This window comes from Hyalangium gracile (assembly GCF_020103725.1).
In the GTDB taxonomy this organism is placed as follows: domain Bacteria; phylum Myxococcota; class Myxococcia; order Myxococcales; family Myxococcaceae; genus Hyalangium; species Hyalangium gracile.
This window is the reverse complement of record NZ_JAHXBG010000001.1, coordinates 711,029-736,251: the sequence shown is the minus strand read 5'-3', so window position 1 is coordinate 736,251 and position 25,223 is coordinate 711,029. Positions and strand designations below refer to the sequence as shown.

The window sequence follows — 25,223 nt, the reverse complement described above, 5'->3', positions numbered from 1 at the left end:
TCCAGAGGATGACATGGCGACTCTCAGGCGTGGACTGGTAGACAAGGTGAAGAAGGCGGCGGCGAAGGTGAGCACGCGAGGCGTCGAGGTGGCGACCAAGGCGGGCACCCGCGGCGCCCGGGCCCTGGTGGAGACCACCGTGGCCGCGGTGAAGACGGTGGACAAGCTCCAGGAGAAGCTGGGCCGGCGCTCCACCAAGGGCCGCTCCGCCAAGGAGCGCGTGGCGGACGTGACGGACAATGCCTCCAAGGTGGCCTCCGAGACGGCCACGCCGAAGGCCTCCACGAAGGCGGCGGGCACCACGGGCCGTGCCTCCACGAAGGCCTCGGGCACCACCGACCGCGTGGCCCGGCAGGACACCGTGAAGGACGTCGCTCCGAAGAAGACGCCCACGGCGAAGAGCACGGACCGCATGACGACGAAGTCCCGCGGCACCACCACCGAGACCGAGGCCCAGCCCGTGGTGCTGCGTGAGGCGGGCCGCAAGACGATGCCGGGCACCGCTCCGAAGCGCGCGAAGGCGCCCGCCCAGAAGCCGGGCTTCAAGGTGAAGCGCGGCCAGAAGCACCGCCACACCGGCCGCTGAGTCGGTCCGAAGAAGTTCCGAACTGGTCTGCTTGTCATACCAGTTCGGAACCAGTCTGAGCCCAGGCCCCCTCGGCGCGCGCTCGCGGCGAACCTGTCTGCTCGTCATACAGGTGGGTCCGGCGCGCCGCCGACAGGGAGGCCCGCCAGCTCCTACGGCGCGAGCAGCTTCATCAGCGGCTCGGGGTCCCAGTAGCTCGTCGCCTTGCTGATCTTGAAGTCCTCGTTCACCTCGAAGACTTCCACCGACTCCATGACGGCCTCGCGGCCCGTGTGGGTCACGAAGCGGATCGTCACCTTGAAGCCCACCGAGCGCTTCACCGGGAACAGCTTCAGCTCCAGCAGCTCCACCCGCGCCATCAGCTGCATCAGCCCCTGCAGCCCCTGGCGCATCTGCGCGTGCCCCTTCATGGGCGGCGCCATCGGGTCGAACAGCTCCGCGTCCTCCGCGAAGCACGCCAGGTACTCCTCCAGCTCCTTGCGCGCCAGCGCCCGCTGCGAGCGCTCCACCACCTCCGCGGCCCGCTGCGCCACGCTCTTGTCATCCATCCTCGTGCTCCTCGTTCCGGGTTCCACACGGCCCCCCACGTCCATCATCCCTGGACACCCCGGCTCCGAGCACGCTCTTTGCGTTCCGGGGTTCCTGGGCTAGCAATGGCCCCTGGCTCCGCCCGGCCGCGGCCCTCCGCCCCGCCGAGGCCCGAGCCCTGGAGAGCACCCATGTCCGGAGAGCTGACGCCCATCCCGTACGTCCCGGAGCAGCACTTCACGGAAGTCGCTCGCTGGTTCGAGCTCTTCAATGAGACGATGGTCCCCGAGGCCCTGCCCCAGACGGGCTACATCGTCCCGGGCATCGCCGCCGGCTTCCTCTACCGCACCGACAGCTCCGTCGCCTGGGTCGAGAGCCTCATCGCCTTCAAGGAAGCTCCCAAGGACGTGCGCGACCGGGCGCTCGACGCCATCGTCGTCGCCCTGTGCCGGGATGCCAGGAAGCTCGGCTTCAAGACGGTGCTGGGCTCCACCCAGCTCGAGGCCGTGGTGAAGCGCGCCCAGCGGCTCGGCTGGGACTACATGGGCGGAGGCTTCCACCTCATCGCCCTCCAGCTCGACAAGCTGCCCTGACGCCCCACCCCACCGCGTGGGGCGGCACGCGCTACCTTCGGCTGGCCTTGCGCGGGGCCGCCTTCGCCTGCGGCACCTTGCGCTGCTGCGGCGTCAGCCGCGTCACCGTGCCCGGCTTGCGCACCAGGGCCTCCTGACGCTCGCGCTCGGCCTGCTCGCGCTCGGCCGCCTCCTTCGCCGCGCGCTGCTCCGCCAGCACCGCCCAGCGCTTCTTCAGCTGCTCGCGCAGCCCCGGCGCGCTCAGGTCCACCTGCGCCTGGTGCAGCCGGTAGTGCAAGTCTTCTCGCAGCGCGCCGCGCTCCAGCGCCGACTCCGCCGAGCCCGTCATCCCCAGCACCAGCTTGGGCCGCTCCTCCTGCGTCTGCAGGCAGCGCAGGATGGTGCCCTGCGCCTCCAGCCCCAGCTTCGACACGTCCGCGATGAGCACCACGCCCTTGGGGCGCCTCAGCGCCTCGGCGAGCTCCGACGCCTGGCGCACCTCGATGAGCGCGCCCTCCTGCTCGAAGTGATGTGCCGCCTCCTGCGCCCACGCACGCCGCTCCTCCTCCGTCCCCCCATAGAGCAACAACGAGGCGCGGTTCGAGACGAGCTCCTCTTCGCGATAGCCGCGCGGTATCAACACGTCAAACCTTCCTTCCCCGAAAAAGAGGTTTGGCGCAGTCTAACGCCCCAGCGGGTTGGCCGTCGAATGCCTCAGGCCCGTATCAGGCCGATTTTTGGGCCTCGAGAATCCAGGCAGGGCGGATTTTCACTGCTGGTGGATGCCCTCGGGGGCCCACCCCCGGGGTTCTCCGGCCGCCGCCGTGGGTGGCACCACCAGGACAGGGCGGTGGCAGCGCGCCATCAGCTCCCGGGCAAGGCCGCCGATGCGGCCCAGCCGCGTCTCCGTGGCCCCCACGCAGACCAGGTCCACCCCCTCGCGCTCGGCGGCCTGGCAGATGGCCACCGGGATGTCCGCGGCGCTCACGCCCTCCACGCTCCAGCGCACGCCCTGCTCGCCCTGGGGCACCAGCGCCTCCAGCCGGCGCAGCACCTCCTGGCGCTCGGCGGGGGGCTCGGGCAGCACGCCGTAGTGGTCCGTCCAGTCCGGGTCTCCCAGCCGCTTGTGGTGCACGTGCAGCAGGTGGATGCGCCCGCCCTCGCCCACCATCAGGCGCGCCTGGGCGATGGCCCGCAGGCTCGCCTCGCTGAAGTCCACCGGCACCAGCAGCGTGCGCGGCGGCGAGGGCTGCCGGGATGCTCCCTGCTGGGGAGGCACGCACACCACGGACTGCTCGGCGTGCCGCAGCACGCCCTCGGACACCGAGCCGTGCCACCACCGCTGCAGGCCCGCGCGCTGGTGCGTGCCCACCACCACCAGGTCCGCTCCGCGCTCGCGCGCCACGTGCAGCAGGTGGTCCGCGCGCCGGCCGTAGCCGGGCTCCAGGTGCAGCTCCAGCCGGCCCTCTCCCGGCAGCTCTCCCACGCGCTCCTTCAGCTCGCGGCGCAGCACCTGCTCCACCATCGGATCCAACGCCTGAATCCCGCGCACCACGGGGTCCAGCAGCTCCACGCGCACCGGGGTGTGGATGCCCAGCCGCTCGCGCTGCTCCGGCGGCGAGCAGACGTACGCGGCAATCACGTCACACGGCCCCACCTCGCGCAGCGCGTGCAGGAAGGCCGCCGAGCCGTCCGAAGCGTCCTGGGCATCCACGCCCGCCAGCACCAGCAGGCGCCGCCGGCCGCGCGCCCAGTCCACCAGCGCCCCGTCGTTGCGCACCACCAGCACCGGGGCGCAGGCGCGGCGCACCAGCTTCTCGGGGGGCAGGGCGCGGCGCAGGGCCGAGGTGTGCCAGCCGTCCGAGGCCACCACCAGCCACCGGGCCTGCCGGCACTCCTCGTCGCTGACCAGCTCCTCGAGCCGGGAGAGCCTCACCGAGTGCACCCGCGCGCCCAGCGCGCGCAGCCGAGAGGCCTCCAGCTCGAGCCGCTCGCGCAGGGGCTGCGTGCCCTCGGCGGCCGCTGCCTCCTGGTCCGCCACGCCATACAGCGCCAGGGGTTCCTGGAGTCGGATGGCCACGGCCGCGGCGGCGGTGCCTGCTCTCATCGAGTGCGGGGACAGGTTCGTGACGCAGACGACAGGCATGGCGGACCTCCTGCGAGCGCTCGAGGCTCCAAGGAGAGAACACGCGAAGCCGCTGCCTCCCTCAGCGCCACGAGACAGCCTCACGGTGCTCATCACCGGGAGAGACAGGCGAGCGCGCGCCCACGCCCGCACGCCTCGCATGGCCGGCGCGGAGCCGACACGGGGAGCCCCGGCTCCCTCGGCTGCTCAGCGCACGTGGCCGTCGTCCTGGTTGTGGTCCTGCTCGACGCCCATCCCTCCGCGCTCGCCGTCCTGGCCGAAGGTGATGAGCAGCGGCTTCCTGCCGTTGTTCTCGTACACGTACGGCCGCCCCCACGGGTCCACCGGCACCGCGGGCAGGAACTCGGGCACGAGCACCTGCAGCGTGCCGTGCTCGTCGGGGTAGCGGCCGTGCTTCGCGTGGTACTTCTGGAGCGCCTCGTTGAGCGCCGTCAGGTCCGCGTGGACGCGCGGCCAGGAGGGATCCTCCGGGCGACGGAAGGCGAGCGTCGCGGTGGTCACCGCCACGCACACCACCACCGCGATGCCCAGGAAGAGCCGCAGCGGCGAGGGACGCTTCTGGACAGGGGGTTGCTCGCTCATGGCCTCACAGCGCGCGGTAGAGGGGCACGGGCTGCTGCTTGCCCTTGAGCCGCACCGGCGGCAGATCCTCGAACGCCATCTCGCGGCCCTGGACGAGCTCGCGGGTGCGCTCGCCCACCAGAATCTCTCCCGGGCCGGCCAGGGCGCACAGGCGCGCGGCCACGTTCACCGCGTCGCCGATGCAGGTGTACTCGGTGCGCATGGCGCCGCCGATGTTGCCGGCCACCACCACGCCCGAGTTGATGCCGATGCCCAGCTCCAGCACCAGCGGCCGGCCGTCGCTCCTGCTGGCCGCCCACTCCACCTCCGCCTGCGTGCGCAGCTCCTCCATGGCCGTCATCATCATCTTCGAGGCCTGCAGCGCGCGCAGCGCATCGTCCGAGCGGTGCACCGGCGCGCCCCACACCGCCATCAGCCCGTCCCCGAGGAACTTGTCCAGCGTGCCGCCCGCCGTCAGCACCGCGTCCGACAGCCGCCCGAGCACCTGGTTGAGCACACCCACCACCTGCTCGGGAGGCAGGCTCTCCGCCAGCCCGGTGAAGTTGCGGATGTCCGCGAAGAGCACCGTCACCTCGCGCTTCTCGCCGGTGAGCACCACCGTGTCCGGGCTCTTGAGAATCTCGTCCACCACCGCGTCGGAGGTGTAGCGCGCGAACAGCTTGCGCATGCGCTCCGTCTCGCCCGTGCGGCGCATGACGCTTTCGATCCGCGCGGACAGCTCGTCCATGGAGGCGGACTTGTTGACGTAGTCGTCCGCGCCGGCGCGCAGGCCCTGCACGCGCTCCGTCTCGCCGTCGTTGGCGGTGAGGATGATGACGGGCACCTGCCGCGCCGGCCCGTCCTTCAGCCGCCGGCACAGCTCCACCCCGTCCAGCCCCGGCATGTCCAGGTCCGTCAGGACGATGGCCGGCTGCACCTTGCTCACCTGCTCCAGCGCCTTGTACGGGTCGTCGAAGCAGAGCACCTCGTAGCCCAGCGCCTCGAGGCCCTCCTGCACGAAGGCGCACGCCAGCGGGCTGTCATCCACCACCATCACCCGGTGCTTGCCCTCGGTGGCCGGCCGCGGCGGCTCCTGGCGCCCGGAGATGCGGCCCTGCAGGCTGAGCGCCTCGTATATCTGCTTGTAGGTGCAGTGGCCCATCTCGACGAGGATTTCACCGAGCTTGCGCCCATCCTTGCGCTGGAAGGCGAGCGCCTCCTCGAGCTGCCCCAGGGAGATGTACTTCATCCCCACCAGCAGCTCGCCCAGCGGCGGGTGCGCGGCGCTGCGCTCGCTGTTGAGCCCCAGCGCCTCGCCGAGCGCGTCCTGGATCTGCTCGCGGGTGACGTAGCCCAGGGAGATGAGGGCCTCGCCCACGCGCTGTCCGGTGAGGGATTGCAGCGCGAGCGCTTCCTGTACCTGGCTGGGCGTGACGATGCCCAGCTTGAGTAGGAGGTCACCAAAGAGGGGACTGGAGGCACTCATCAGAGACGGGGTCTCGGCCGCCCGAGGGCGGGCCACGGGGCATTCCTTTCCGAACGCTCCGAGACTACCCCACCGGGTCCCACACAGGGAGCGATCAAAACAAGCCCGAGGTCTCCGGGGACCCTCATCTGTTCCCTCAGCCACCAGCCGGGCCCTCGGAGGGCTCTGGGCTTTGGCTGACCCCAGGGGTCGCCGCCGCGCTCGTGGCCCCTCCGACACCGGCGGCTCGCAGGGGCCACAACCGTGCCGGCGGAGGCAGGCCCCACTGAGTAGGGGCCATCCCACATCAAACGACAAACGGCCTTGCTGTGACGAGCCAGCGCTGCTGGAGGAAGGGCCAGGTGAGAGGGCCGGCGTCCGGGCAGGACGAGCGCTCCGTCCAGCCGGTCGTCCCCGCTATGGGGCCGCGATCGCCGCGGCGGCGCCATCCGCGAGGTGGTGAGAACCCACCCCTTCCCCAGGCTCTTCGCGGGGTGCTCCAGTCCCGCCGAGGGCTGTGCCCACACAACCGCCTGGCCAGGGAGGCGCCCTGTGCGCGGACCGGTTCCCAACTGGTATGACAAGTAGACCAGTTCGGACAAGGTCCGCCCGGCAGGAGGGCACACCCGGCGCGGGTGCGGGCTCGGGTTCTCTGCCCGGTTCAGGTGGCGCAGCCTCTCACGCGCGTCGTGAAGAGACTTCTTCGGACCGCCAGGCTCCGGGCCGTGAGGCCTGCCCCCTCGAGAGGAGAGGGCAGGCCGCGAGGCACTACACGCGGCGCTTGCGCGCCAGCAGCGCGGCCAGCACCGCCAGCCCCATCAGCCCCAGCGCCGACGGCCCACCGCTCGTGGAGGCGCAGCCCCCGCCACGGAAGTTGAGGTTGGGGGGCTCCTGGGAGTCCTCCTGGACGTTCCAGGTGGCGGTGGCCGGCGTCGGGTCCACGTTGCCCGCCGCATCCTTCGCGCGCACGCTGAGGGTGTGCCCGCCCACGGCGAGGCCCTCGAAGGTGTCCGGGTCCGAGCACGGCGCGTAGGCGCCACCGTCGAGGCTGCACTCGTACGTCACGCCCGCCTCGTTCGAGTTGAAGTCGAACGTGGCGTCCGGGTTGTCGGTGTCACCCGAGGGCCCGGAGACGATCTCCGTCTCGGGCAGCGCCGTGTCGACGACGAAGTCGACGGCGTTGGACTCGGGGCTGACGTTGCCCGCGTTGTTCGTGGCGGTGACGGTGAGCACGTACGGGCCATCGGCCAGCGGCGTGGTCGGCGTGAACGTCCAGTTGCCGCTCGCGTCCGCGGTGGTGGTGCCCGCCGGCGTGCCGTTGAGGATGACGGTGATGACGCTGCCCGGCTCGGCGGTGCCCGTGAAGGTGGGCGTGTTGTCGTTGGTCACCGTGTTGTCGGCGGGGCCGGTCACCACCGGGGCGGCGGGGATGGTGGCGTTCACGGTGAAGGTGTTGGTGTTGGACTGCGGGCTGACGTTGCCCGCGGCGTCCGTGGCCGTGGCGTTCACCGTGTGCTGGCCGTTGGACAGGCCCGTGGTGGGCGTGAGCGTCCAGTTGCCGCTGGCATCCGCGGTGGTGGTGCCCACCGGGTTGCCGTCCACGTACACCGTGACGGTGCTGCCCGGCTCCGCCGTGCCCGTGTAGGTCGGCGTGTTGTCGCCGAGGACGGCGCCGTCGGCCGGAGTGGTCACCACCGGGGCGGTCGGAGCGGTGAGGTCCACCGTGAAGGTGTTGGTGTTGGACTGCGGGCTGGTGTTGCCCGCGGCGTCCGTGGCCGTGGCGCTCACCGTGTGCTGGCCCTCGGTCAGCGCGGTGGTGGGCGTGAAGCTCCAGTCGCCGCTGGCGTTCGCGGTGGTGGTGCCCACCGGGTTGCCGTCCACGATGACGGTGACGGTGCTGCCCGGCTCCGCCGTGCCCGTATAGGTGGGCGTGCTGTCGTTGGTCGTGGAGCCGTTGGCCGGCGTCACCACCACCGGAGCGGCCGGAGCCGTGGTGTCCACCGTGAAGGTGTTGGTGTTGGAGCTGCCGCTGGTGTTGCCCGTGGCGTCCGTGGCCGTGGCAGACACCGTGTGCGAGCCGTCCGGCAGCGCCGTGGCCTGCGTGAACGTCCAGTTGCCGCTGGCATCCGCGGTGGTGGTACCCACCGGGTTGCCATCCACGTACACCGTGACGGTGCTGCCCGGCTCCGCCGTGCCCGTGTAGGTCGGCGTGCTGTCACTGATGGTCGAGCCGTTGGCCGGGGAGAGCACCACCGGCGCCGCGGGCGGCGTGGTGTCCACGATGAAGGTGTTGGTGTTGGAGTTGGGGCTGACGTTGTTCGCGGCGTCCGTGGCCGTGGCGTACACCGTGTGCTGGCCATCCGGCAGCGCCGTGGTGGGCGTGAAGCTCCAGTCGCCGCTGGCGTTCGCGGTGGTGGTGCCCACCAGGTTGCCATCCACGTACACCGTGACGGTGCTGTTCGGCTCCGCCGTGCCCGTGTAGGTCGGCGTGTTGTCGCTGGTCGTGGAGCCGTTGGCCGGCGTCACCACCACCGGAGCGGCCGGGGCCACGGTGTCCACCGTGAAGGTGTTGGTGTTGGAGTTGGGGCTGACGTTGCCCACCACGTCCGTGGCCGTGGCGTACACCGCGTGCTGGCCATCGGCCAGCGGCGTGGTCGGCGTGAACGTCCAGTTGCCGCTAGCGTCCGCGGTGGTGGTGCCCACCGGGTTGCCGTCCACGTACACCGTGACGGTGCTGTTGGCCTCCGCCGTGCCCGTGTAGGTCGGCGTGTTGTCGTTGCTCGTGGAGCCGTTGGCCGGGGTGAGCACCACCGGCGCCGGGGGCGGCATGGTGTCCACGATGAAGGTGTTGGTGTTGGAGTTCGGGCTGGTGTTGCCCGCGCCATCCACGGCGATCACCATGATCGTGTGCTGGCCATCCGGCAGCGGCGTGGGCTGGGTGTAGCTCCACGAGCCGCCCGTCACCGTGGTGAAGGCGATCTCGATGCCGTCCACGAAGATGCGGACGATGGTGGCCCCCGAGGCGGAGCCCGTGTAGGTCGGCGTGTTGTCGGTGATGACCGAGCCATCCGCCGGCGTGAAGACCACCGGCGTGGGCGGCGGCGTGGTGTCCACCAGGAAGGTGTTGGTGTTGGAGTCCGGGCTGATGTTGCCCGCGGCGTCCGTGGCCGTGACGTACACCGCGTGCGAGCCCTCCGGCAGGGCGGTGGGCTGGGTGAAGGTCCAGTTGCCGCTGGCGTCCGCGACGGTGGTGCCCACCAGGTTGCCGTCCACGTACACCGTGACGGTGCTGTTGGCCTCGGCCGTGCCCGTGTAGGTCGGCGTGGTGTCGTTGGTCCGAGCCCCGTCCACGGGGGTGCTGACCACCGGCGCGGCCGGAGCCGTGGCATCCACGTTGAAGGTGTTGGTGTTGGAGTTGACGCTGGTGTTGCCCGTGACGTCCGTGGCCGTGGCGTACACCGTGTGCGAGCCGTCCGCCAGCGGCGTGGTCGGCGTGAACGTCCAGCTGCCGCTGCCGTTCGCGACGGCGGTGCCCACCGGGTTGCCGTCCACGTACACCGTGACGGTGCTGCCAGGCTCCGCCGTGCCCGTATAGGTCGGCGTGTTGTCGTTGGTGGTGGAGCCGTTGGCCGGGGTGCTGACCACCGGGGCCGGGGGCGGAGTGATGTCCACCGTGAAGGTGTTGGTGTTGCTGCGCAAGCTCTGCACGGCCTGCGCGGTGTTGATGGCCACGGCGGAGACGGTGTGGCTGCCCTCGGCCAGCGGGGCCGTGGGCGTGAACGTCCAGTTGCCCGCGCCATTGGCGACGACGCGCGCGACCTCGGTGCCATCCACGTAGATGATGACCTCGGTGCCGGCCGGAGCCGTGGTGGCGAGCGTGCCGGAGTAGGTCGGCGTGGTGTCATTCGTCACCGAGCCGTTGGCCGGGGTGGTGACCACCGGCACGGGCATGGTGGCGGGGAAGCCCGTCGTCAGGACCGAGGAGCTGCCCGCGGTGCCCGGCTGGGCGCCATATTGGGAGCCGCCCGGAGCCGAGGCATCCTGCTGAACACCCGCGCTCGAGCCGTTGACGGAGGCCGTCGTCGGGGTGCAGGTACCGCTGCCTCGCTGCAGCAGGACCCGACCACCACCGCCACCACCGCCAGGCCCCACGCCGGTGCCGCCATTCGCGTTACCACCGGTGCCGCCAATCGCCTGGATCAGCCCGCAGGTGGCCGTGCCGGCGAAGCGCAGGTAGATGGTGCCACCGCCGCCACCGCCGCTGGCTCCGTCCTGAGCGCTGGTGCTGCCGCCCGTGGCGCCGTTGGCCACGATGCTCGAAGGACTGGAGAGCGCGTTGCCGCGGATGAAGAGGATGCCGCCGCCCGCGCCACCCGACGAGCCGGTGCTGCCGATGACATGGCCCGCGCCGCCGCCACCGCCCATCACCAGGCGGTTGAGCAGCAAGTAGTTCAGCGCCGCACCGCCCTGACCGCCGACCGCGCGGTTGCTGTCCGTGTCCAGGTCCGAGTTACCGCCCTGGCCACCCGTACCGCCATTGCCACCGCCGCCGCCGCCCGACAACAGGCAGACACCGCCGGCGCCACCGTTGGCGACCCGGCCGCGGCCCGTCTGCGTCGGCCCGAAGCGCGTGAACGCGATGCCCTCGCCCTTCTGGGCGCCCTGCTGGGCCGCCTCGTCCAGGCCCGTGCAGCCCGTCGCTCCGGAGGTGTCATCCACCGCCGCGCCGCCCCGGAAGCCACGGCCCGAGACGTTGATGCCACCCGGGTTGTTGTTCGTCACCGTCCCGCTGGCCAGGAAGGCCAGCACGCCACCGGTGCTCCCGTTCCACGGGGACGCGGTGAGGGTACCCGGGGGGGTGATGGTCACGTTTGTGTACTCGCGCACCCGGATGACCTGGGTGACGTTGGCCGCGTACGAGTACACCAGCGGCCCATCCAGGTTCATCGTCGTGCCCGCCACCGACGTGATGCGGGCCAGCTCCCAGCGCCCCACCGCGTCATTGGAGATGTCCACCGGGCTGGGGCCACCCGAGGGCGGCTCGGGCACGATGCCCGTCATCTGCATCACCATCACCAGATCGCCGACGAAGAAGCCCGCGGTGCTGGGGACGACGAGGGCGGTGTCGCCCGGAGCCGCGGGCGCCGTCACCTGGGCGTAGCTGTTGATGACGGTGCCCGGCGTGTTGACGGTGAGCGGCGTGGTGCCCATGCCCAGCCCGTAGGTATCCGGACCGGCCAGCGCGGGCAGCGCGCACACAGTGACCGCCAACAGCGTGGCCTGGAGGAGTGTTTTCTGGATTCGATTCATGTGTGTCTGGTCCCCCGGTTACTGCTGGGTGCCCTCGTTCTGCTGGATGATGAAATCGACCCGGCGGTTGGTCGCCCGGCCCTTGGAGGTGGTGTTCGGAGCAATCGGCCGCTCCTGCCCAAAGCCCCTGGCCTCGAGGCGCTCCGGCGCCACGCCCTTCTTGATGAGGTAGTCGCGCACGGCCTCGGCGCGCCGCTGGGACAGCGTGAGGTTGGCGGCCGGCTTGCCAGCGTTGTCCGTGTGGCCCTCGATGCGGATCCTCTCCATTTCCGGGTGCTCCACGAGGATCTTCGCCAACTGGTCCAGCAGCGGATAGCTGCGCTTCTGAATGGTCGCCTTACCGGTGTCGAAGTAGACCGGCCTTGTGTCGAGGCGGCCCGTCTGGATGGCCACCTGCTGCTTCTGCCTGGCCGGGCAGCCCTGGTTGTCGGCGGGGCCCGCCTCGCTCGGGCAGTTGTCCAGGTGGTCGGACACCGTGTCCGCGTCCGTGTCCTTGGCCGGGCAGCCCTTCAGCTCGCGGATACCCGCCTCGTTCGGGCAGCTGTCCTGCTCATCCAGGAAGCCGTCCTTGTCCGCGTCCTTCGGCGGGCAGCCCTGACGCTCCTGCGGGCCGGCCTCGCTCGGGCACTTGTCGGCCGAGTCCTGCACCCCGTCCTTGTCCGTGTCCGCGCAGCCCTGGAACTGCGCCACGCCGGCCGCCTGCGGGCACTGGTCCGCCGCGTCCTCGATGCCGTCCTTGTCCGCGTCCGGGCAGCCCTGGATGGCAACCTCTCCGGCCACCGTCGGGCACCGGTCGTCCGCGTCCAGCACCGTGTCCCCGTCCGAGTCCTTCAGCGGGCAGCCCTGCGCATCCACCCGGCCGCCCTGCGTGGGGCAGCTGTCCGCGCGGTTCTTCACCCCGTCGTTGTCGTCATCCAGGTCCGGGCACTGCTCCGGCTTGTGCTGGCCGCCCGCGACGCACTTGGGCGGCACGTTCCCGTAGGCCACGCCGAGCAACCCTCGGAAGGTGGGCGTGCCGGGCGAGCGGCCCAGGCCCACACCCACCATCGCGAAGCCCTCCAGCGTCTCGCTCAGCGGCATCCGCGCGCCCGCCAGCGCCTCCAGGGTGGTGATGCCCTCCTGGAGGGGGATGTTGCCGATGAGGTTCAGCTCACCGCGCAGCCCCTCGCCCGTGGTGGCCAGCACGCCGCCCAGGCGCACCTCGTTGCCCAGCGCATCGCCCTCATCCGTGTCGCCGTCGAAGTCGGCGCTCGGGCGCAGCGAGATGCCCGCGTCCAGCGCGGCGCGCAGGAAGCCGAACCGCTTGCCCACCATCACACTGGGGAAGGCGCGCAGGGAGCTCTCCCGCGCCAGCGCCGTGGAGCTGCCCAGCGGAAGGCCCGCGTGCACGCCCACCGAGAGGTCCACCGCATCCTCGGCGCGCTCGGACAGCACGCCCAGCCGCAGCGAGAGGTACGGCGTACCGAGCGCCACGCCCTTGCGGGGCTCGCCCAGGCCCAGGCGGCTCAGGTCATCCCCGCTCTGCATCAGCAGCACGGGCACCTGCATGGCCACCTCGAGCCGCTCCGACAGGCCGTACGCCGCCGCCAGGTGGCCCGTGAGCCGGTGCTTCACCACCGAGCCCAGCTTCTCGTCCCCCTGATAGATGACCAGCGGGTTGTTCTCGTAGTGGCCGAGCAGCGAGAAGCGGTAGCTGCCACCAGGCAGCAGCTCGCCGGTGCCCAGCAGCAGCGAACCCTGCCCGCTCGGGTTGAGGATCAGGCGCTCCAGCTCGACCTCCGGCAGCCCCGCGGGCTGCGCGAGCGCGGTGGCACCCGTCAGCGCGGTGGCGAGCGTCAGCAGACGCGCCAGCGGCCGCAGGGAACGGGGCGCGTGCGCGCGTCGGGGGGCTCGGGCCCGCCAACGGGCGAGCGTTGTGGCTTCAGTCATGTCGTCGTCTTTCCTACGAAGAGCCAGTGAAGGGCGAGGAGAGGCAGGAGCGATGGAGGCGGCGCGTCCGGAGAGGCCCCGACGCTCCACCCCCAGTGGCTTCAGGCCAGCACCGTTGTGTTAGTCGGGCTGGAAACTACTTTCCATTTCTCGGCCACGGTGGATCGTCGGATCCGCGAAGAGACAGCTAGCAACTCGGATGCCATGGCCCACGCTAGTACCTACCCTTTGGGCCATCCCGTCCACCCCGGAGGTATGGCCACTGCGCGCGTGGCGTGATTCCGCGCCGAGGCGTTCTGCAACACCTGCCCCGCTTGCCGAAATGATGAGTGCTCCCGGACACTTGACGGGCGCATTGAAGCCGGTGCCGCGTTTCGCCACAACCCACGCCCGGTACGCGCCACACCCCTCGTCCGGGGGGCCATCGAGCAGGCTCCAGGGGCCCCTCCGCCTCCGCATGTCAGCGCGCACCGCTGACAGAGCGCGGACGTGTCAGCGCGGAAGCTGACATGTCACTTCGAGGAGGCTGCCTGCGAAATGAAAAGGCCGAGGCTCCATGCCCTCTGGCACGGTGCCTCGGCCCTTCACCGCGCGTGTGCCCGGCTCATACGCCGAGCGGCACGCCCGGGACTACTGCTGCGTCGCGGCGTCGTCCGCGTAGCGGGTGATGAAGTCCACGCGGCGGTTGGCGGCGCGGCCCGCGCTGGTGGTGTTCGGCTGCACCGGGCGGTCCGGACCGAAGCCCTTGGGCTCCAGGCGCTCGGTGGCCACGCCCTTCTTCACCAGGTAGTCACGCACCGCCTCCGCGCGCTGCTGGGACAGGGTGCGGTTGAAGTCCGCGGCGCCGCGGTCATCGGTGTGGCCCTCGATGACGACCTTGACGATCTCCGGGTGGGTGTTGAGCACGTTGGCCAGCTGGTCCAGCAGCGTGTTGGAGCGCGCCTGGATGGTGGCCGCGTTGGAGTCGAAGAACACCTGCTCCTTGATGTCGATGCGGTCCTGCTTGATGGCGATCAGCTGCTTCTGCGCCGCGGGGCAGCCCTGGTTGGCGGCGGGGCCGGCCTGCTCGGGGCAGTTGTCCAGGTGGTCGGCCACCGTGTCGCTGTCCGCGTCCTTGGCCGGGCAGCCCTTCAGCTCGGGCAGGCCCGCCTCGTTCGGGCAGCCGTCCAGCTCATCCAGCACGGTGTCATTGTCCGAGTCCTTCGCCGGGCAGCCCTGACGGTCCACCGGGCCGGACTCGTTCGGGCACTTGTCGGCCGAGTCATCCAGGCCGTCGCCGTCCGTGTCGGGGCAGCCAGCGCGGTCGGCCGGGCCCTTCAGGGCGGGGCACTTGTCCTCGGAGTCCTGGATGCTGTCGCCGTCCTGGTCCGGGCAGCCCGCCGCGGTGGCCGCGCCCGCCGTCGTGGGGCACTTGTCGGCCTCGTCCGCCACGCCGTCCTGGTCCTGATCCTTGATGGGGCAGCCCTTGGCGTCCACCTTGCCACCGTCGGTGGGGCAGGCGTCGTCGCGGTTCTTCACGTTGTCGCCGTCCAGGTCCAGGTCCGGGCACTGGGCGGGGTTGTGCTTGCTGCCAGCCACGCAGCGCGGCGGCATGCCACCGAAGGCGGCGCCCATGAGGACGCGGAAGTTGGGGCTGCCCAGCGTGTCGCCGAAGCCGGCGCCGCCCATGGCGAACACCTCGACGTCGTCGGAGAGGGGGCCACGCACGCCCACCAGCGTCTCGGCGGTGAGGAACTCACGGCCGAACGGAATCCACATGAGGATGTTCGCCTCGTAGCGCAGGCCCTCGCCCACGGAGGACACGGCGGCGCCCAGGCGCAGCCGGTTGTAGGCCTCGTTGTTGTCACCCTCGCCGATGGACACGCGCGGACGCAGGTCGGCGCCCAGCTCGAAGCCGGCGCGCAGGCCCTCCGTCTCGCGGCCAACCATGATGCGGGGAATGGCGCGCAGCGAGTTCTCACGGCCCAGCGAGTCCGGGCTGCCGATGGGGAAGCCCACGCTCACGCCAGCCGCCAGGTCCACCGGGATGGCCTCGGACTGGTTGAGCACGCCGATGTTGAAGCTGGCGATGGGCGTGCCCAGCTTGAAGCCACCCTCGGGCGCGCCGAAGGGCGAGTCGGTGACGCGACCCTGCTCCTGGCTGATGATGAGCGGCACCTGCAGGCCCACCTCGAGCGCGTCGCCCATGCCGTAGGCGGCCACCAGGTGGCCGGTGGTGCGGTGAGCCACCACCGTCACCTCACGGAACCCGCCCTCCGCGCTCGGATCCACCAGCTCCGGAGTGAGCGGCCGGTTCTCGTAGTGGCCGATGAGGGCCACGCGCATGCGGCCCCCGGGCAACAGCTGGCCGGAGTTGATCAGCAGCGAGCCGGCGCCGCTGGGGTTGAACTCCAGGCGCTCGACTTCGAACTCGGGCAGGCCCGCGGGCTGTGCCACGGAGCTGGTGCTCAGCACCAGCGCGGCGAGGAGGCTCATGCGGGCCGCACAGGTGCCCGTTCGCGTAGAGGGAGAGGTGGGTCGGTTCATGCGGTCATCCATCTGGGCAGCGACGATGGCGTTGGGGTGGCTTTACGGACCGAGGGCTGCTCCCGGTCCATACCAGGGCGCGCACACAAGTCGAGGATTCGTCAAACGTCCAGAGAAAAACCGTGTTTGTTGCCCCCCGGGTACGGCTCTACCCCACCACCCCAACGGGTTGAGTCCCCGGCCCCACCCACCCACGAGAGCCGAAAGCCTAGGCGGGGGGGGGCTTCGTCCCGGATTCCGGCCTGGGCAGCTCCAGCATGAAGGTGGAGCCCTGCCCGGGCTGGCTCTTCACTCGCAGCGAGCCTCCGTGGGACTCGGCGATCTGCCGGCAGATCCACAGCCCCAGGCCCAGGCCCTGGATGTGGCGCGTGGCCTCGGCGCGCTGGAAGCGCTGGAAGATGCGCTCGTGCTCCTCGGGGGCGATGCCGTAGCCCTCGTCCCGCACGGACAGCCGCGCCTGCCCCGGCGCCGCCTCCACGCGCACGAGCACCGGCCGGCCCTGGCCGTACTTGGCCGCGTTGGACAGCAGGTTGAGCACCACCTGCTCCAGCCGGAGCCTGTCCCACAGGCCCACCACGGGCGCCGGCGCCTCCACCCGCACCTCGCAGCCGGCCCGCGACAGCTCCTCGGCCATGCGCGAGACGGCGTCGCGCGCCACCGAGCACAGGTCCACCTCGCCCAGCTGGAGCCGGAGCTGGCCGGCGTTGATGCGCGAGACGTCCAGCAGATCCTCGATGAGCAGCCCCAGGCGCTCGCCGGTGCGGGCCACCCGGTCCGCGCGCTCGGCCAGGCTGTCGGAGAGGTTGTCCTCGCGCACCTTGCGCGCCAGCACGCGCAGCTGGAGCTGCAGCGCGTTGAGCGGGTTCTTCAGCTCGTGGCCGGCCACGGAGAGGAAGTCGTCGCGCTGGCGCAGCGCCTGGAGCGCCGCCGCGTACAGCCGCGCGTCCTCGATGGCCAGCGCCGCCCGGCTGGCGATGCTCTCCAAGAGCAGCTGATCATCCTTCCCGTAGGGGCGGCCCCTGGCCTCGCGCAGCACCAGGAGGCTGCCTCGGGCGCGGCCGTGCGCCACCAGCGGCACCACCATGGCGGACTGGGGCCCGTGGCGCTCGAGGTAGGGCCGCAGCGCCGCCTCGGGCCCCGTCCCATCCAGCGTCTGGGGCTCCAGGGCGCCCAGGAGGATGGTCTGCCCCATGGAGGTGGCCGCTCCCTGCAGCCCCTCGCCCACGCGCAGCCTGCGGACGATGACGGCCTGCTCCAGCAGCCGGCGCGCGGCGGGCTCCGGGTGGTGCACGGCGGCGGGCTCCAGGAACTGCCCGTCCTCGGAGACGAGCTGGAGGATGCACCCGTCGCCAATGGCCTCGGCCACCTCGTGGACGAGCACCTCGAGCACCTGGCCCAGGTTCAGCCCGGCCTCGGCGACGAGCTGGCTGACGCGCACCAGCAGGTGCAGGCGCGCGGCGCTCCGGCGGCTCTCCTCCTCCGCGGCGCGCGTGGCGCGAAACAGCCGCGCGTTGTCCATGGCGAGCGCGGCGCGGCGGGCCAGCTCCTCGGCGAGCGCCACGTCCTCCTCCATATAAGGACGCGCCTCCCCCACGCGGACGAAGGAGAGCGCGCCCAGGGTGCGCTGGCGGGCGATGAGGGGGGCGGTGATGAAGGAGTGGACGCCCAGCTCCTGGACGAGCCTGGCCACGTCCGGGTTGCCCATCCGCTCGGCGGCGCGCTCGGGCGTCATCCGCGGCTCGAGGAGGGGCCGGCCCTGGCGCATGGCCGCGACGATGGAGGAGCGCTCCGGGTCCGGCGCGAAGGCCTTGAGCCGCCGGGCCACCTCCTCGCAGCCGGGGTCCACGTGCAGCACGGCCAGCCGGCGCACCTGCCTCTCCTCGAGCGCGTCCACGATGCACAGGTCCGCGAAGGCGCCCACGGCCAGCCGCGCCACGCCCTCCACCGTCTCCTCCCACTCCAGCGAGTGGGCCAGCAGGGCGCTGGCATCCGCGAGCAGGCGCAGGCGCTGGCCGGCCGCCTCCGCCTGGAGCCGGGCCGCGTGCTCACGCTCGTAGAGCAGGGCGCGCTCCATCGCCAGGCCGCACTGGCGCGCCAGCCCCAGCATGGAGGAGCGCTCCGGTCCGCTGAAGCGCCGAGGCTCGCCGAAGCCGAAGCCGATGACGCCCATCACCCGGCCCTCGGCCAGCAGCGGCAGGAAGGCGAAGGCGGGCCAGGCGCCCATGCCGGGGCGCGCGGCCAGCTCCGGGTAGCGGGCGTGCAGTTCCTCGGAGGACTCCAGCCATACCGGCTCCCGGGTGCGGGCCACCTCATGGCCGGGCATCGCCCCCTCGCGCGGCATCCGCCGCAACTCCGCCTCCACCTCCGGGGCCAGCCCCACGGACGCGGTGAGCTCCACGTGCTGCCCCTCTGGCACCACCAGGTGCACCGTGCCGGCCTGTGCGCCCACCGCGGGCAGGCCCAGCGCCAGCACCGCCCGAGCCACCTCGGTGCGGGTGAGGGCGCGGCTGAACGCCTCCGTCACCTCCTGGAAGCGGCTGAGCCTGAGCACCTCGGCGTGCTCGGCCTCGGCGCGGGCCCGAGCCGCCATGCGCCGGAAGTCCTCCACCATCCGGTCCTTCGCCAGGGCGATGCCGGCCAGCTGGGCGTAGAGCCCGAAGCGGCGCACCACCTCCTCGCCGGGCAGAGGGGGCTCGCGGAACCACCCCACCAGCACGCCCACCCGGGCCCCCTCGGCGAGAAACACGGGGTAGGCCATCAGGGCGCTCGGCGCCACCCGCTCGCGCAGCGAGGGCTCGCCCTCGAGCAGCGTGTGCAGCCCGAGCCCGGTGGCCGAGTACACGCGCGGCGCCTCGGCCGTCCCCAGCGGCTGGCGCATCAGCAGCGCCGCCGTGGCGGCCGCCACGTCCTCGGGCAGCCCGGGGGTGACGACGGTGCGCAGGGTGCCCTCCTCGTCCCACCAGCTCACCGAGCCGTGCCAGGCTCGCAGCGTCCCCACGGCAGAGCGCACCACCTCATCCAACACCGCGCGCACGGAGGGCGCCGCGGCGAGCTGCTCGAGCGCTCGAGACATACGCTCCACGGCAGCCACGAGGTTGCTCTCGGGCACGGCCATTCGAACTTCCCCCCACGCGTGGAGCTCGCAGCAACCCTACGCACCAGGGAGTCTCCCACGAGCGCCCCCCTGTTGCCGAGCCCCTCTCCGGCAGCGTCCGCTGGTGGATGGAAACGTCGGACTTCAGTGCCCGAAGGCGGGCAGCAGGGCCATGACAATCTCCAGGACGATCAGCGCGACGATGGTGGCCTCGAGCGTGAGCGAGCGCGCGGTGTCCACCTCGCCCTTGAGCAGCCCGTACGTCTGCGCCAAGAGCTGGTGCTTGCGCGTGACGGAGGCCTGCCAGGCGGGGATGCGCAGCCTGCGCACCGCCGCCTCGTACACCTTGGCCAGGTAGAAATCGCCAATGATCTTCAGGCTGTTCTCCACCCGCTCGATGAACTCGTTGAGGTCCACCAGGGTGGAGAGCGTCTCGCGCACCAGGTCCCGGTAGGGGCTGCGGAACAGGGTCATCATCCCCTGGCGCCGGGCCTGCACCTGGTCATGGATGCGGGCGATGTGGCCGTCCAGCACCTCGTCATAGAAGCGGAACTCCAGCAGCTGGGCGTTGGCAATCTCCAGCAGGTCCGGAATGTCGCGCGAGCCGGAGGGCTCGTAGACGAAGGCGCTGTTCCAGTCGACGACGACCAGGTCATCCACCGAGTAGCTGAAGCGGTTCTGGATGACGGCCTCGCTCTCGCCGCGGGACAGGGGCCGCGAGTCCACCTCGCCCAGCAGCAGGCGGGCCAGGTCCCCGCGGGCGAGGATGTCCTCGGCGGAGGGGTTGCCGCGGATGCGCTCGACGAAGAGGACGGTATAGCTCTCGTTCTGCTCCCAGGTGCGGCGCTCGTGGACGGCGGGGGCGATGGTCTTACGCACCCCCTCGATCAGCTCGCCGGTGAGCGCCTCCAGGGCCTGGCTGTCATAGAGCTCGTCGGCCAGCCCGGCGAGCTGCTCGAACGAGGTGCCATCCGGGATGGGGACGGCGAGGATGATGGAGGCGGCGCCATGGTCGAACAGGCGCGCGGTGGCATCCACGGTGACGGGGCCGCCCCGGAGGGCGAGCACGCGGCGGCCCAGCTCGTAGGCGACAGGCGGGTTGGGCAGCTGGATGTACTGGCTGTTCTCGCGCGAGAGCTTCAGGCGGCGAGCGTCCTGGGAGAACGCACGGCGAGCCTTCTCCAGGTCTATCTCATCTGCGACGTCATAGATGCGATAGCAGAGGGCGTACGCCTTCTCGAGGATGAGGGGCTCTGCGGACATAGGGGCCGAGCAGTCTACCCTCACTCCTCCCACGGCACGCGAAGGGATAGCTCGAGCGCGTCAAAAGGTTCGGCACGAACGGAGGCATCCTCCGTAGGCAGCCTCGCCTACGGCACCCCGAGCGCATCGCCCAGGTCCACCTGTGAGAGGAGGCTGGCGCGGAAGGCCTCGGAGCAGGTGGGCTCCGCCTTGGGCACCAGGGCACACTGGCGCTCGGCGAGCGCCTTCGGCCCGGTGGCGGCGCGCTCGAGCCGCTCGTTGTAGGCCTTCCAGTCCTCCTTCGAGAGCATGCGCTCGACGCTCTCCGACTCGGGCGCCTGGGCCGGAGCCTTCGCCGCGGCCGCCTGCGTCTGCTGCTGGTACTGGCGGAGCTTCTCCTGGAGCTTGGGAGAAGTCTTCGCGTACGCCTCCAGCGCGGTGGAGACGGCCTTCCAGTCACCGCGCGCCCACGCGTCCGCGTAGAAGCCGCGCCAGGCGTACTGCCGCTGGAGACACTCCTGCTCGGTGCCGCCATAGCCTGTACCCATGGTGCGCATCCCCGTGGAGACATCCACCCAGTTGGCCTCCTCGACGGCGGCGCACGCCTCCGCCATCCACCGGTTGTAGTCGGCCTGAAGCCCCATCCACGCCTTGAAGGCGGCGGGCTCCTTCTTCTTGAGCGGGACGATGACCTTGTCGATGGCCTTGTTCATCGCCTTCTTGAGACAGTCGGCGCGCGCGCCCAATTGCGCCTTGTACTCGATGTTGGAGTCCGGCTCCTTCCTCGGGAGCGGACAGGCCTTGTGGGCCCAGGCCTCCACGGGCGGAGGGTTCGCGGCGGTCAGCACCAGGGCGAGCGTGAACGAGAGCATGCGCGCGGTTTAGCAGGGGTGGGGCGCGGGAAGGCAACCCTCCCGAGCCCCCGTGCCCGCCGCTCAACGCGGCTCGCGCGGCGGGAAGACGACAGGCTTGCCCGGCCCCGGCGCATCATCCGGCAGATTGCCAATGTGCCCCGGCGTGGGCATGGGCCTGTCTCCGGCCTGGCGCTTCAAACGGTCCTCATCCTCCGGCAGCCGTGGCTGAGGGTTGGGATTGTCATGCTCGGCCATGGGGCGCTCCTCCTTGAAAGGGTTTTCAATCCCTCAAGGTAGGCATGGCGCGACAGCCGGCCCGAGCCCATGGCCCCCCACCGAGCGGCCGGGGCAAAACGCCCCAAACCCTCTCGCGGCGGGGAATGAGGTTCCCGTCTGTCTATGACGCGGGGCGCCGGCTCTGCGGGGGAGACAGCTCGGTGCGCACATCCCACAGCTCGGGGAAGAAGCGCGTGTCGAGCGCCCGGCGCAGGAACGTCACCCCCGAGGAGCCCCCAGTGCCCTGCTTGAAGCCGATGATGCGCATCACCGTCATCATGTGACGGTAACGCCAGAGCTGAAAGCGCTCCTCAGTGTCCACCAGCTTCTCGCACATCTCATAGGCATCCCAGTGCTTCTCGGTGTTCTCGTAGATGCGGCGGAACACCTCCGTCACCTGCTCGCTGCGCTCGTAGGGCTGGCTCCAGTCGCGCTGGGCCCGGTCCGCGGGGATGGGGTGCCCCATCCGAGACAGGTGCCGCAGGAACTCGTCATACAGGCCGGGAGACTCGAGCAGCCGCTCCAGCTCCGCGTACTGCGCCGGCACGTGCTTGAAGGGCCCCAGCGTCCTGGCGTCCTTCATGCCCAGCAGCATCTCCACCGCGTGGTACTGGAAGCTCTGGAAGCCCGAGGCGTGCCCCAGCGCGGCGCGGAACTCCAGGTACTCGTTGGGGGTGAGCGTCTCCAGCACGCTCCACTGCTCGAAGAGCATGCGCTGGATGTGGCCCACGCGGGCGAAGATCTTGAACGAGGGCTCCAGCTTGTCGGACTGCACGTAGCGGATGCAGGCGGTGAGCTCGTGGATGAGCAGCTTCATCCACAGCTCGCTCGTCTGATGCTGGATGATGAACAGCATCTCGTCGTGGTGGGGCGGCTGCGAGCGCGGCACCTGGGTGGCCAGCAACCGGTCCAGCTGCAGGTACTCGCCATACGTCGTGTGGCCGGCCAGCTCCGTGAGGATGCCGGGCTCCATCTCGCGCTTGTTCATGAGGGGAGCATTCATGCCCCCGCGAGCCACCGGGCGCAATGGCTGGCCGGCCAGAAAAAGCAGGCCGGGAGGACACGGCATGCGTGCCACCCCCGGCCCGAGCCCTGGCTGAGACAGGCTTGCGGCGCCCTCCCCCTCTCATCCCATCCATGGGACGACAGAGAGGTATTGTCCGGAAGGCCACTGTCTCGACGTTTCATGTCTCACGACATACGTATCAGGTTGAGCTGCCACCCTGAGCCGCCTGGGCCAGGGCCTTCGCGGCGGCGCGGCCGCGGGGCAGCTTCACGTCCTCCACGCTGTTGGGCGGCGCGTAGTCCACCCACGCGGCGGGGCGACGGTTCGTCTTGGTCAGCATGCGCAGCTTCTGGTAGTGCGCGGCGCAGTAGCCCTTGGTCCGGCTCGGAGAGCCACAATCGATGATGGCGCACTCGCGCGCCCCGTCGTTGGCCGGCTTGCGGCCGCGGCGCTTGCCACCGGCCACGGGCTGGGCGGCCTTCGCCGGACGGCCCGGGCCCCGCTTGGCGCCCTTGGAAACCTGCGCGCCGAACAGGGGCGCCATCGCCGCGGCCACCGGAGCCAGACGCTCCGCTACATCCCTGAGCGCATCCAGGTCCGTGGTGCCAGCCTCCAGGCGCGAAATCACAGCGCGCAGGGGCTTGAGCTGAACCTCGATCTCATTGCGGATCATCTCGCGAAAAGCTTTGTCGACAGACATGGTTGGGGGGTCCCTCTTGGTATGTGGAGGTGTGAGTGAGACTCGTGAATCAAGTACTTCAAAGCTTCCAGAGCCTCAATAGCTCTCAAGACAGAGATTGTCGAATCTCTTTATAAAAGAATTGTGTCGCGAGTCAGGCATCCCCTCTGGAATCGGCGAGCGAAGGCTCGGTACCAGACAGGGGGGATGCCCACGAGCGCAGTTGCTGTGGCGCGCCGAGGAAGGCCTGGCTCAGCTCCTGCTGCTCCTCGGTGTCGAGCGTGGAGGCCAGGCGCGGGAAGGTCTCCGTCTCCTCCTCGCGGGCGTGGGCGGCGACCACATCCTCGAGCGCCACGAGGCGGGCCCACCACTCGTCCGTCTCCGGCTCGAGTGTCTCCAGCTCCTCGACGAGCTCGCGCATCGTGAGGTGATCCTCGGCCTCCTGGCGGGCCCGGACGCGCCCTTCCACGCGGGCCAGCAGCGGGAGGAGGTGACGCTCCTCGAGCCAGGCATGGAGCTGTAGCAGCTCCACCAGCGCCTCGACGCGCTCGCGCTGCGTGTCGGGCTCACCGGGGCCCTCCGCGGGCTCGAAGGACTCGAGCCGCTCCTGCAGCTTGCGGTGCTGCTCCGCGAGGATGTCGAAGGGTCCCATGGCTCCACAACCATCGGCACGATGGGCCCCCGGGACAATGGGTCGCGGGGCTGTCGAGCGATATGGGTAACGGTGACGGCAGGAGGCGTCGCGAGCAGCGGCGCCCGTGAGCCTCTCGGGCTGAAGGTGGAGGGCTTGCCCGGCTGCCTGCTCGGACGGGCGCGGCAGGCTGCCAGCAGGCATTCCCATCCCCATCTTCGTCCCCCGTGGAGACCCTTTTCGGCAAAGCGCGCCACGCCGTATTCCGTCTGGCCGAGGCGGGAGCGGCCCTGTCGGCGCTGTATCACCGCGCCCGGCTGCTGGACGCCGAGCACCTTCCCACCCGGGGCCCGGTGCTGCTGGTGGGCAACCACGGCGTGTGGGGCTACGAGACGCCCGTCTTCTTCCACCTGGTGCACCAGGCCACGGGCCGCTATCCGCTGGGGCTGGCGGAGAAGGGCTTCTTCCGCATCCCGCTGATCCGCACGGTGCTGCCGTGGCTGGGCGGCGTGGAGGGCACGCGGGACAACGCACTGGCGGCGCTGGGCCAGGGCCACCTGGTGGTGTGCTACCCCGGGGGCGCGCGAGAGACGTTCAAGCGTCCGCAGGGGCGCTACACGCTGCGCTGGGAGCGGGCGCTGGGCTTCGTGCGGCTGGCGGCGCGGGCGGGGGTGCCCATCGTCCCGTTCGCGGGCTTCGGGGTGGATGACACCTTCCTCTACCCGCCGGGCGAGGAGCGGCTGTGCCTGAGGCTCTCGGAGGAGGAGAAGTACCGCATGCCGCTGGTGATGGGGCTGGGCCCGCTGCCACTGCCGGTGCGCATCACCTTCGCGGTCGGCGAACCGCACGAGCCGCCGCCGGAGAACGCGCCCGAGTCCCGGCTGCATGCCTTCCGAGACAGGGTGGCCGCCAGCGTGCGGAGGCTCCTGCTGCGAGCGTGTCATGCTTGAGACGATGAGTACGCCCCGCGCGCCATTCGTCCCCTCGCCCGAGGAGATCCAGCCCGGCTATGAGCTGCTGCTCGAGCAGCGCCAGGTGCGGGGCTCTCCGGTGCGGCTCTTCACCTTCCCGGGCGGCAGCGAGGAGGTGTCGCGGACGGTGGTGTGCCTGCCAGGGCTGGGGGCCTCGGGGCGCTCCTTCGCGCCGATGGCGCCGCTGGCCTCCGAGCTGCGGATGCTGCTGTGGACGCCAACGCTGCGCACGCCGATGACGCACACGCCGCTGCAGTGGAACGTGGCCTCGCTGGAGCACGCGGACGCGAGGCTGCCCGAGCGCTTCGCGCTGCTGGGCTCCTCCTTTGGCAGCCTGGTGTCGCTGGCCTTCACCCTGGCGCACCCGGAGCGCGTGCGAGCGCTGGTGCTGGTGTCGCCGGTGGCCAGCGTGCAGCGCGTGCGGCGCTGGGCGCTGAGCCTGTCCACGCTGGTGCGGATGCCCAAGCCCTTCGCGTATGTCTTCGCGCCCACGGTGGCGCGGGTGCTGGGTGGCAGGAACCTGCCACCCGAAGGGCGCGCGGAGATCGTCCGCGAGGCCCGGCGGCTCTCCCCGCTGGAGCTGCTGCGCCGGCTGAGGGACGTGCTGGAGGCGGACTACCTGGGAGCGCTGGAGCAGCTGCGCGTGCCCACGCTCATCATCCACGGCGCGAGAGACCAGCTGGTGCCGCTGGGCTACGCGCGAGACGTGGCGCGACGCATTCCCGGAGCGCGGCTGGAGGTGCTCCGCGAGGCCAGCCACCTGCCGTACATGAGCCATGCGCAGGCCTTCAATGCCTTCGTCGGTGACTTCCTGTTGCAACACCTCACCTGAAACCCGGACACCAGG

Annotated in this window: 19 protein-coding genes; 4 read left to right on the top strand and 15 right to left on the bottom strand. The window is 71.0% G+C overall.

The features are described from left to right. Nucleotides 1-13 precede the first annotated feature (13 nt). Nucleotides 14-586 carry a hypothetical protein gene (locus tag KY572_RS03090; protein ID WP_224240621.1) on the top strand — a complete coding sequence of 191 codons (573 nt, stop codon included), beginning with the start codon at nt 14-16 and terminating at the stop codon, nt 584-586. Between the two features lie 152 nt (nt 587-738). Here the strand turns inward: KY572_RS03090 and KY572_RS03085 are convergent, their stop codons facing one another. Further along, a complete protein-coding gene (locus tag KY572_RS03085) occupies nt 739-1,134 on the bottom strand; it encodes a nuclear transport factor 2 family protein (RefSeq protein WP_224240620.1) in 396 nt (131 codons plus the stop codon). A gap of 171 nt (nt 1,135-1,305) precedes the next feature. Here KY572_RS03085 and KY572_RS03080 point away from each other — a divergent pair, with 171 nt between their 5' ends. Next, complete coding sequence (locus tag KY572_RS03080) at nt 1,306-1,707, top strand: hypothetical protein (RefSeq protein WP_224240619.1); 402 nt, start codon at nt 1,306-1,308, stop codon at nt 1,705-1,707. Nucleotides 1,708-1,738: 31 nt separating this feature from the next. Here KY572_RS03080 and KY572_RS03075 read toward each other — a convergent pair whose 3' ends face one another. The 14 genes from KY572_RS03075 to KY572_RS03010 form a co-directional block, all read right to left on the bottom strand. Further along, the gene (locus KY572_RS03075; RefSeq protein WP_317987800.1) at nt 1,739-2,329 is read right to left on the bottom strand and encodes a Fis family transcriptional regulator; all 591 of its coding nucleotides are present in this window, start codon (nt 2,327-2,329) and stop codon (nt 1,739-1,741) included. A gap of 126 nt (nt 2,330-2,455) precedes the next feature. Beyond that, entirely contained in the window at nt 2,456-3,832 is a 1,377-nt protein-coding gene (locus KY572_RS03070; RefSeq protein ID WP_224240618.1) for a universal stress protein, read from the bottom strand. 186 nt (nt 3,833-4,018) lie between these two features. Beyond that, nucleotides 4,019-4,414, bottom strand: coding sequence for a type II secretion system protein GspG (locus tag KY572_RS03065; RefSeq protein ID WP_224240617.1), 396 nt, complete (start codon nt 4,412-4,414; stop codon nt 4,019-4,021). Nucleotides 4,415-4,418: 4 nt separating this feature from the next. After that, nucleotides 4,419-5,879, bottom strand: coding sequence for a response regulator (locus KY572_RS03060; protein WP_224240616.1), 1,461 nt, complete (start codon nt 5,877-5,879; stop codon nt 4,419-4,421). A 747-nt stretch (nt 5,880-6,626) separates the two neighbouring features. Beyond that, on the bottom strand, nt 6,627-11,168 hold the full coding sequence (gene agmC / locus KY572_RS03055) for an adventurous gliding motility protein AgmC (protein WP_224240615.1): 4,542 nt from the start codon (nt 11,166-11,168) through the stop codon (nt 6,627-6,629). 18 nt (nt 11,169-11,186) lie between these two features. Further along, nucleotides 11,187-13,097, bottom strand: coding sequence for an OmpA family protein (locus KY572_RS03050; protein WP_224240614.1), 1,911 nt, complete (start codon nt 13,095-13,097; stop codon nt 11,187-11,189). Nucleotides 13,098-13,727: 630 nt separating this feature from the next. Next, the gene (locus KY572_RS03045) at nt 13,728-15,572 is read right to left on the bottom strand and encodes an OmpA family protein (protein ID WP_224240613.1); all 1,845 of its coding nucleotides are present in this window, start codon (nt 15,570-15,572) and stop codon (nt 13,728-13,730) included. Between the two features lie 259 nt (nt 15,573-15,831). After that, nucleotides 15,832-18,738, bottom strand: a complete 2,907-nt coding sequence (locus tag KY572_RS03040; RefSeq protein WP_224240612.1) for a sensor histidine kinase — start codon at nt 18,736-18,738, stop codon at nt 15,832-15,834. 123 nt (nt 18,739-18,861) lie between these two features. Continuing rightward, the gene (locus KY572_RS03035) at nt 18,862-19,980 is read right to left on the bottom strand and encodes an RMD1 family protein (RefSeq protein ID WP_224240611.1); all 1,119 of its coding nucleotides are present in this window, start codon (nt 19,978-19,980) and stop codon (nt 18,862-18,864) included. Nucleotides 19,981-20,087: 107 nt separating this feature from the next. Continuing rightward, the gene (locus KY572_RS03030; protein WP_224240610.1) at nt 20,088-20,831 is read right to left on the bottom strand and encodes a hypothetical protein; all 744 of its coding nucleotides are present in this window, start codon (nt 20,829-20,831) and stop codon (nt 20,088-20,090) included. A 63-nt stretch (nt 20,832-20,894) separates the two neighbouring features. Continuing rightward, nucleotides 20,895-21,068 (bottom strand): hypothetical protein, encoded by a 174-nt coding sequence (locus KY572_RS03025; protein ID WP_224240609.1) that lies wholly within the window; start codon nt 21,066-21,068, stop codon nt 20,895-20,897. Nucleotides 21,069-21,210: 142 nt separating this feature from the next. Beyond that, entirely contained in the window at nt 21,211-22,077 is an 867-nt protein-coding gene (locus KY572_RS03020) for a tryptophan 2,3-dioxygenase (protein WP_224240753.1), read from the bottom strand. Nucleotides 22,078-22,294: 217 nt separating this feature from the next. Continuing rightward, nucleotides 22,295-22,795 carry a cell wall protein gene (locus KY572_RS03015; protein WP_224240608.1) on the bottom strand — a complete coding sequence of 167 codons (501 nt, stop codon included), beginning with the start codon at nt 22,793-22,795 and terminating at the stop codon, nt 22,295-22,297. 133 nt (nt 22,796-22,928) lie between these two features. Further along, a complete protein-coding gene (locus KY572_RS03010) occupies nt 22,929-23,426 on the bottom strand; it encodes a hemerythrin domain-containing protein (protein ID WP_224240607.1) in 498 nt (165 codons plus the stop codon). 206 nt (nt 23,427-23,632) lie between these two features. Between KY572_RS03010 and KY572_RS03005 the strand changes: the two genes are divergently transcribed. Continuing rightward, nucleotides 23,633-24,355: a lysophospholipid acyltransferase family protein gene (locus KY572_RS03005; protein WP_224240606.1), complete on the top strand. Its 723-nt coding sequence runs from the start codon at nt 23,633-23,635 to the stop codon at nt 24,353-24,355. A 4-nt stretch (nt 24,356-24,359) separates the two neighbouring features. Further along, nucleotides 24,360-25,208 carry an alpha/beta fold hydrolase gene (locus KY572_RS03000; protein ID WP_224240605.1) on the top strand — a complete coding sequence of 283 codons (849 nt, stop codon included), beginning with the start codon at nt 24,360-24,362 and terminating at the stop codon, nt 25,206-25,208. Nucleotides 25,209-25,223 lie beyond the last annotated feature (15 nt).

Excerpts from the sequence above, each read along its gene's own strand:
- KY572_RS03090 (WP_224240621.1), top strand. The coding sequence starts at position 14 with ATGGCGACTCTCAGGCGTGGACTGGTAGACAAGGTGAAGAAGGCGGCG.
- KY572_RS03085 (WP_224240620.1), bottom strand. The coding sequence starts at position 1,134 with ATGGATGACAAGAGCGTGGCGCAGCGGGCCGCGGAGGTGGTGGAGCGC.
- KY572_RS03080 (WP_224240619.1), top strand. The coding sequence starts at position 1,306 with ATGTCCGGAGAGCTGACGCCCATCCCGTACGTCCCGGAGCAGCACTTC.
- KY572_RS03070 (WP_224240618.1), bottom strand. The coding sequence starts at position 3,832 with ATGCCTGTCGTCTGCGTCACGAACCTGTCCCCGCACTCGATGAGAGCA.
- KY572_RS03065 (WP_224240617.1), bottom strand. The coding sequence starts at position 4,414 with ATGAGCGAGCAACCCCCTGTCCAGAAGCGTCCCTCGCCGCTGCGGCTC.
- KY572_RS03060 (WP_224240616.1), bottom strand. The coding sequence starts at position 5,879 with ATGAGTGCCTCCAGTCCCCTCTTTGGTGACCTCCTACTCAAGCTGGGC.
- agmC (WP_224240615.1), bottom strand. The coding sequence starts at position 11,168 with ATGAATCGAATCCAGAAAACACTCCTCCAGGCCACGCTGTTGGCGGTC.
- KY572_RS03050 (WP_224240614.1), bottom strand. The coding sequence starts at position 13,097 with ATGACTGAAGCCACAACGCTCGCCCGTTGGCGGGCCCGAGCCCCCCGA.
- KY572_RS03045 (WP_224240613.1), bottom strand. The coding sequence starts at position 15,572 with ATGAGCCTCCTCGCCGCGCTGGTGCTGAGCACCAGCTCCGTGGCACAG.
- KY572_RS03040 (WP_224240612.1), bottom strand. The coding sequence starts at position 18,738 with ATGGCCGTGCCCGAGAGCAACCTCGTGGCTGCCGTGGAGCGTATGTCT.
- KY572_RS03035 (WP_224240611.1), bottom strand. The coding sequence starts at position 19,980 with ATGTCCGCAGAGCCCCTCATCCTCGAGAAGGCGTACGCCCTCTGCTAT.
- KY572_RS03030 (WP_224240610.1), bottom strand. The coding sequence starts at position 20,831 with ATGCTCTCGTTCACGCTCGCCCTGGTGCTGACCGCCGCGAACCCTCCG.
- KY572_RS03025 (WP_224240609.1), bottom strand. The coding sequence starts at position 21,068 with ATGGCCGAGCATGACAATCCCAACCCTCAGCCACGGCTGCCGGAGGAT.
- KY572_RS03020 (WP_224240753.1), bottom strand. The coding sequence starts at position 22,077 with ATGAACAAGCGCGAGATGGAGCCCGGCATCCTCACGGAGCTGGCCGGC.
- KY572_RS03015 (WP_224240608.1), bottom strand. The coding sequence starts at position 22,795 with ATGTCTGTCGACAAAGCTTTTCGCGAGATGATCCGCAATGAGATCGAG.
- KY572_RS03010 (WP_224240607.1), bottom strand. The coding sequence starts at position 23,426 with ATGGGACCCTTCGACATCCTCGCGGAGCAGCACCGCAAGCTGCAGGAG.
- KY572_RS03000 (WP_224240605.1), top strand. The coding sequence starts at position 24,360 with ATGAGTACGCCCCGCGCGCCATTCGTCCCCTCGCCCGAGGAGATCCAG.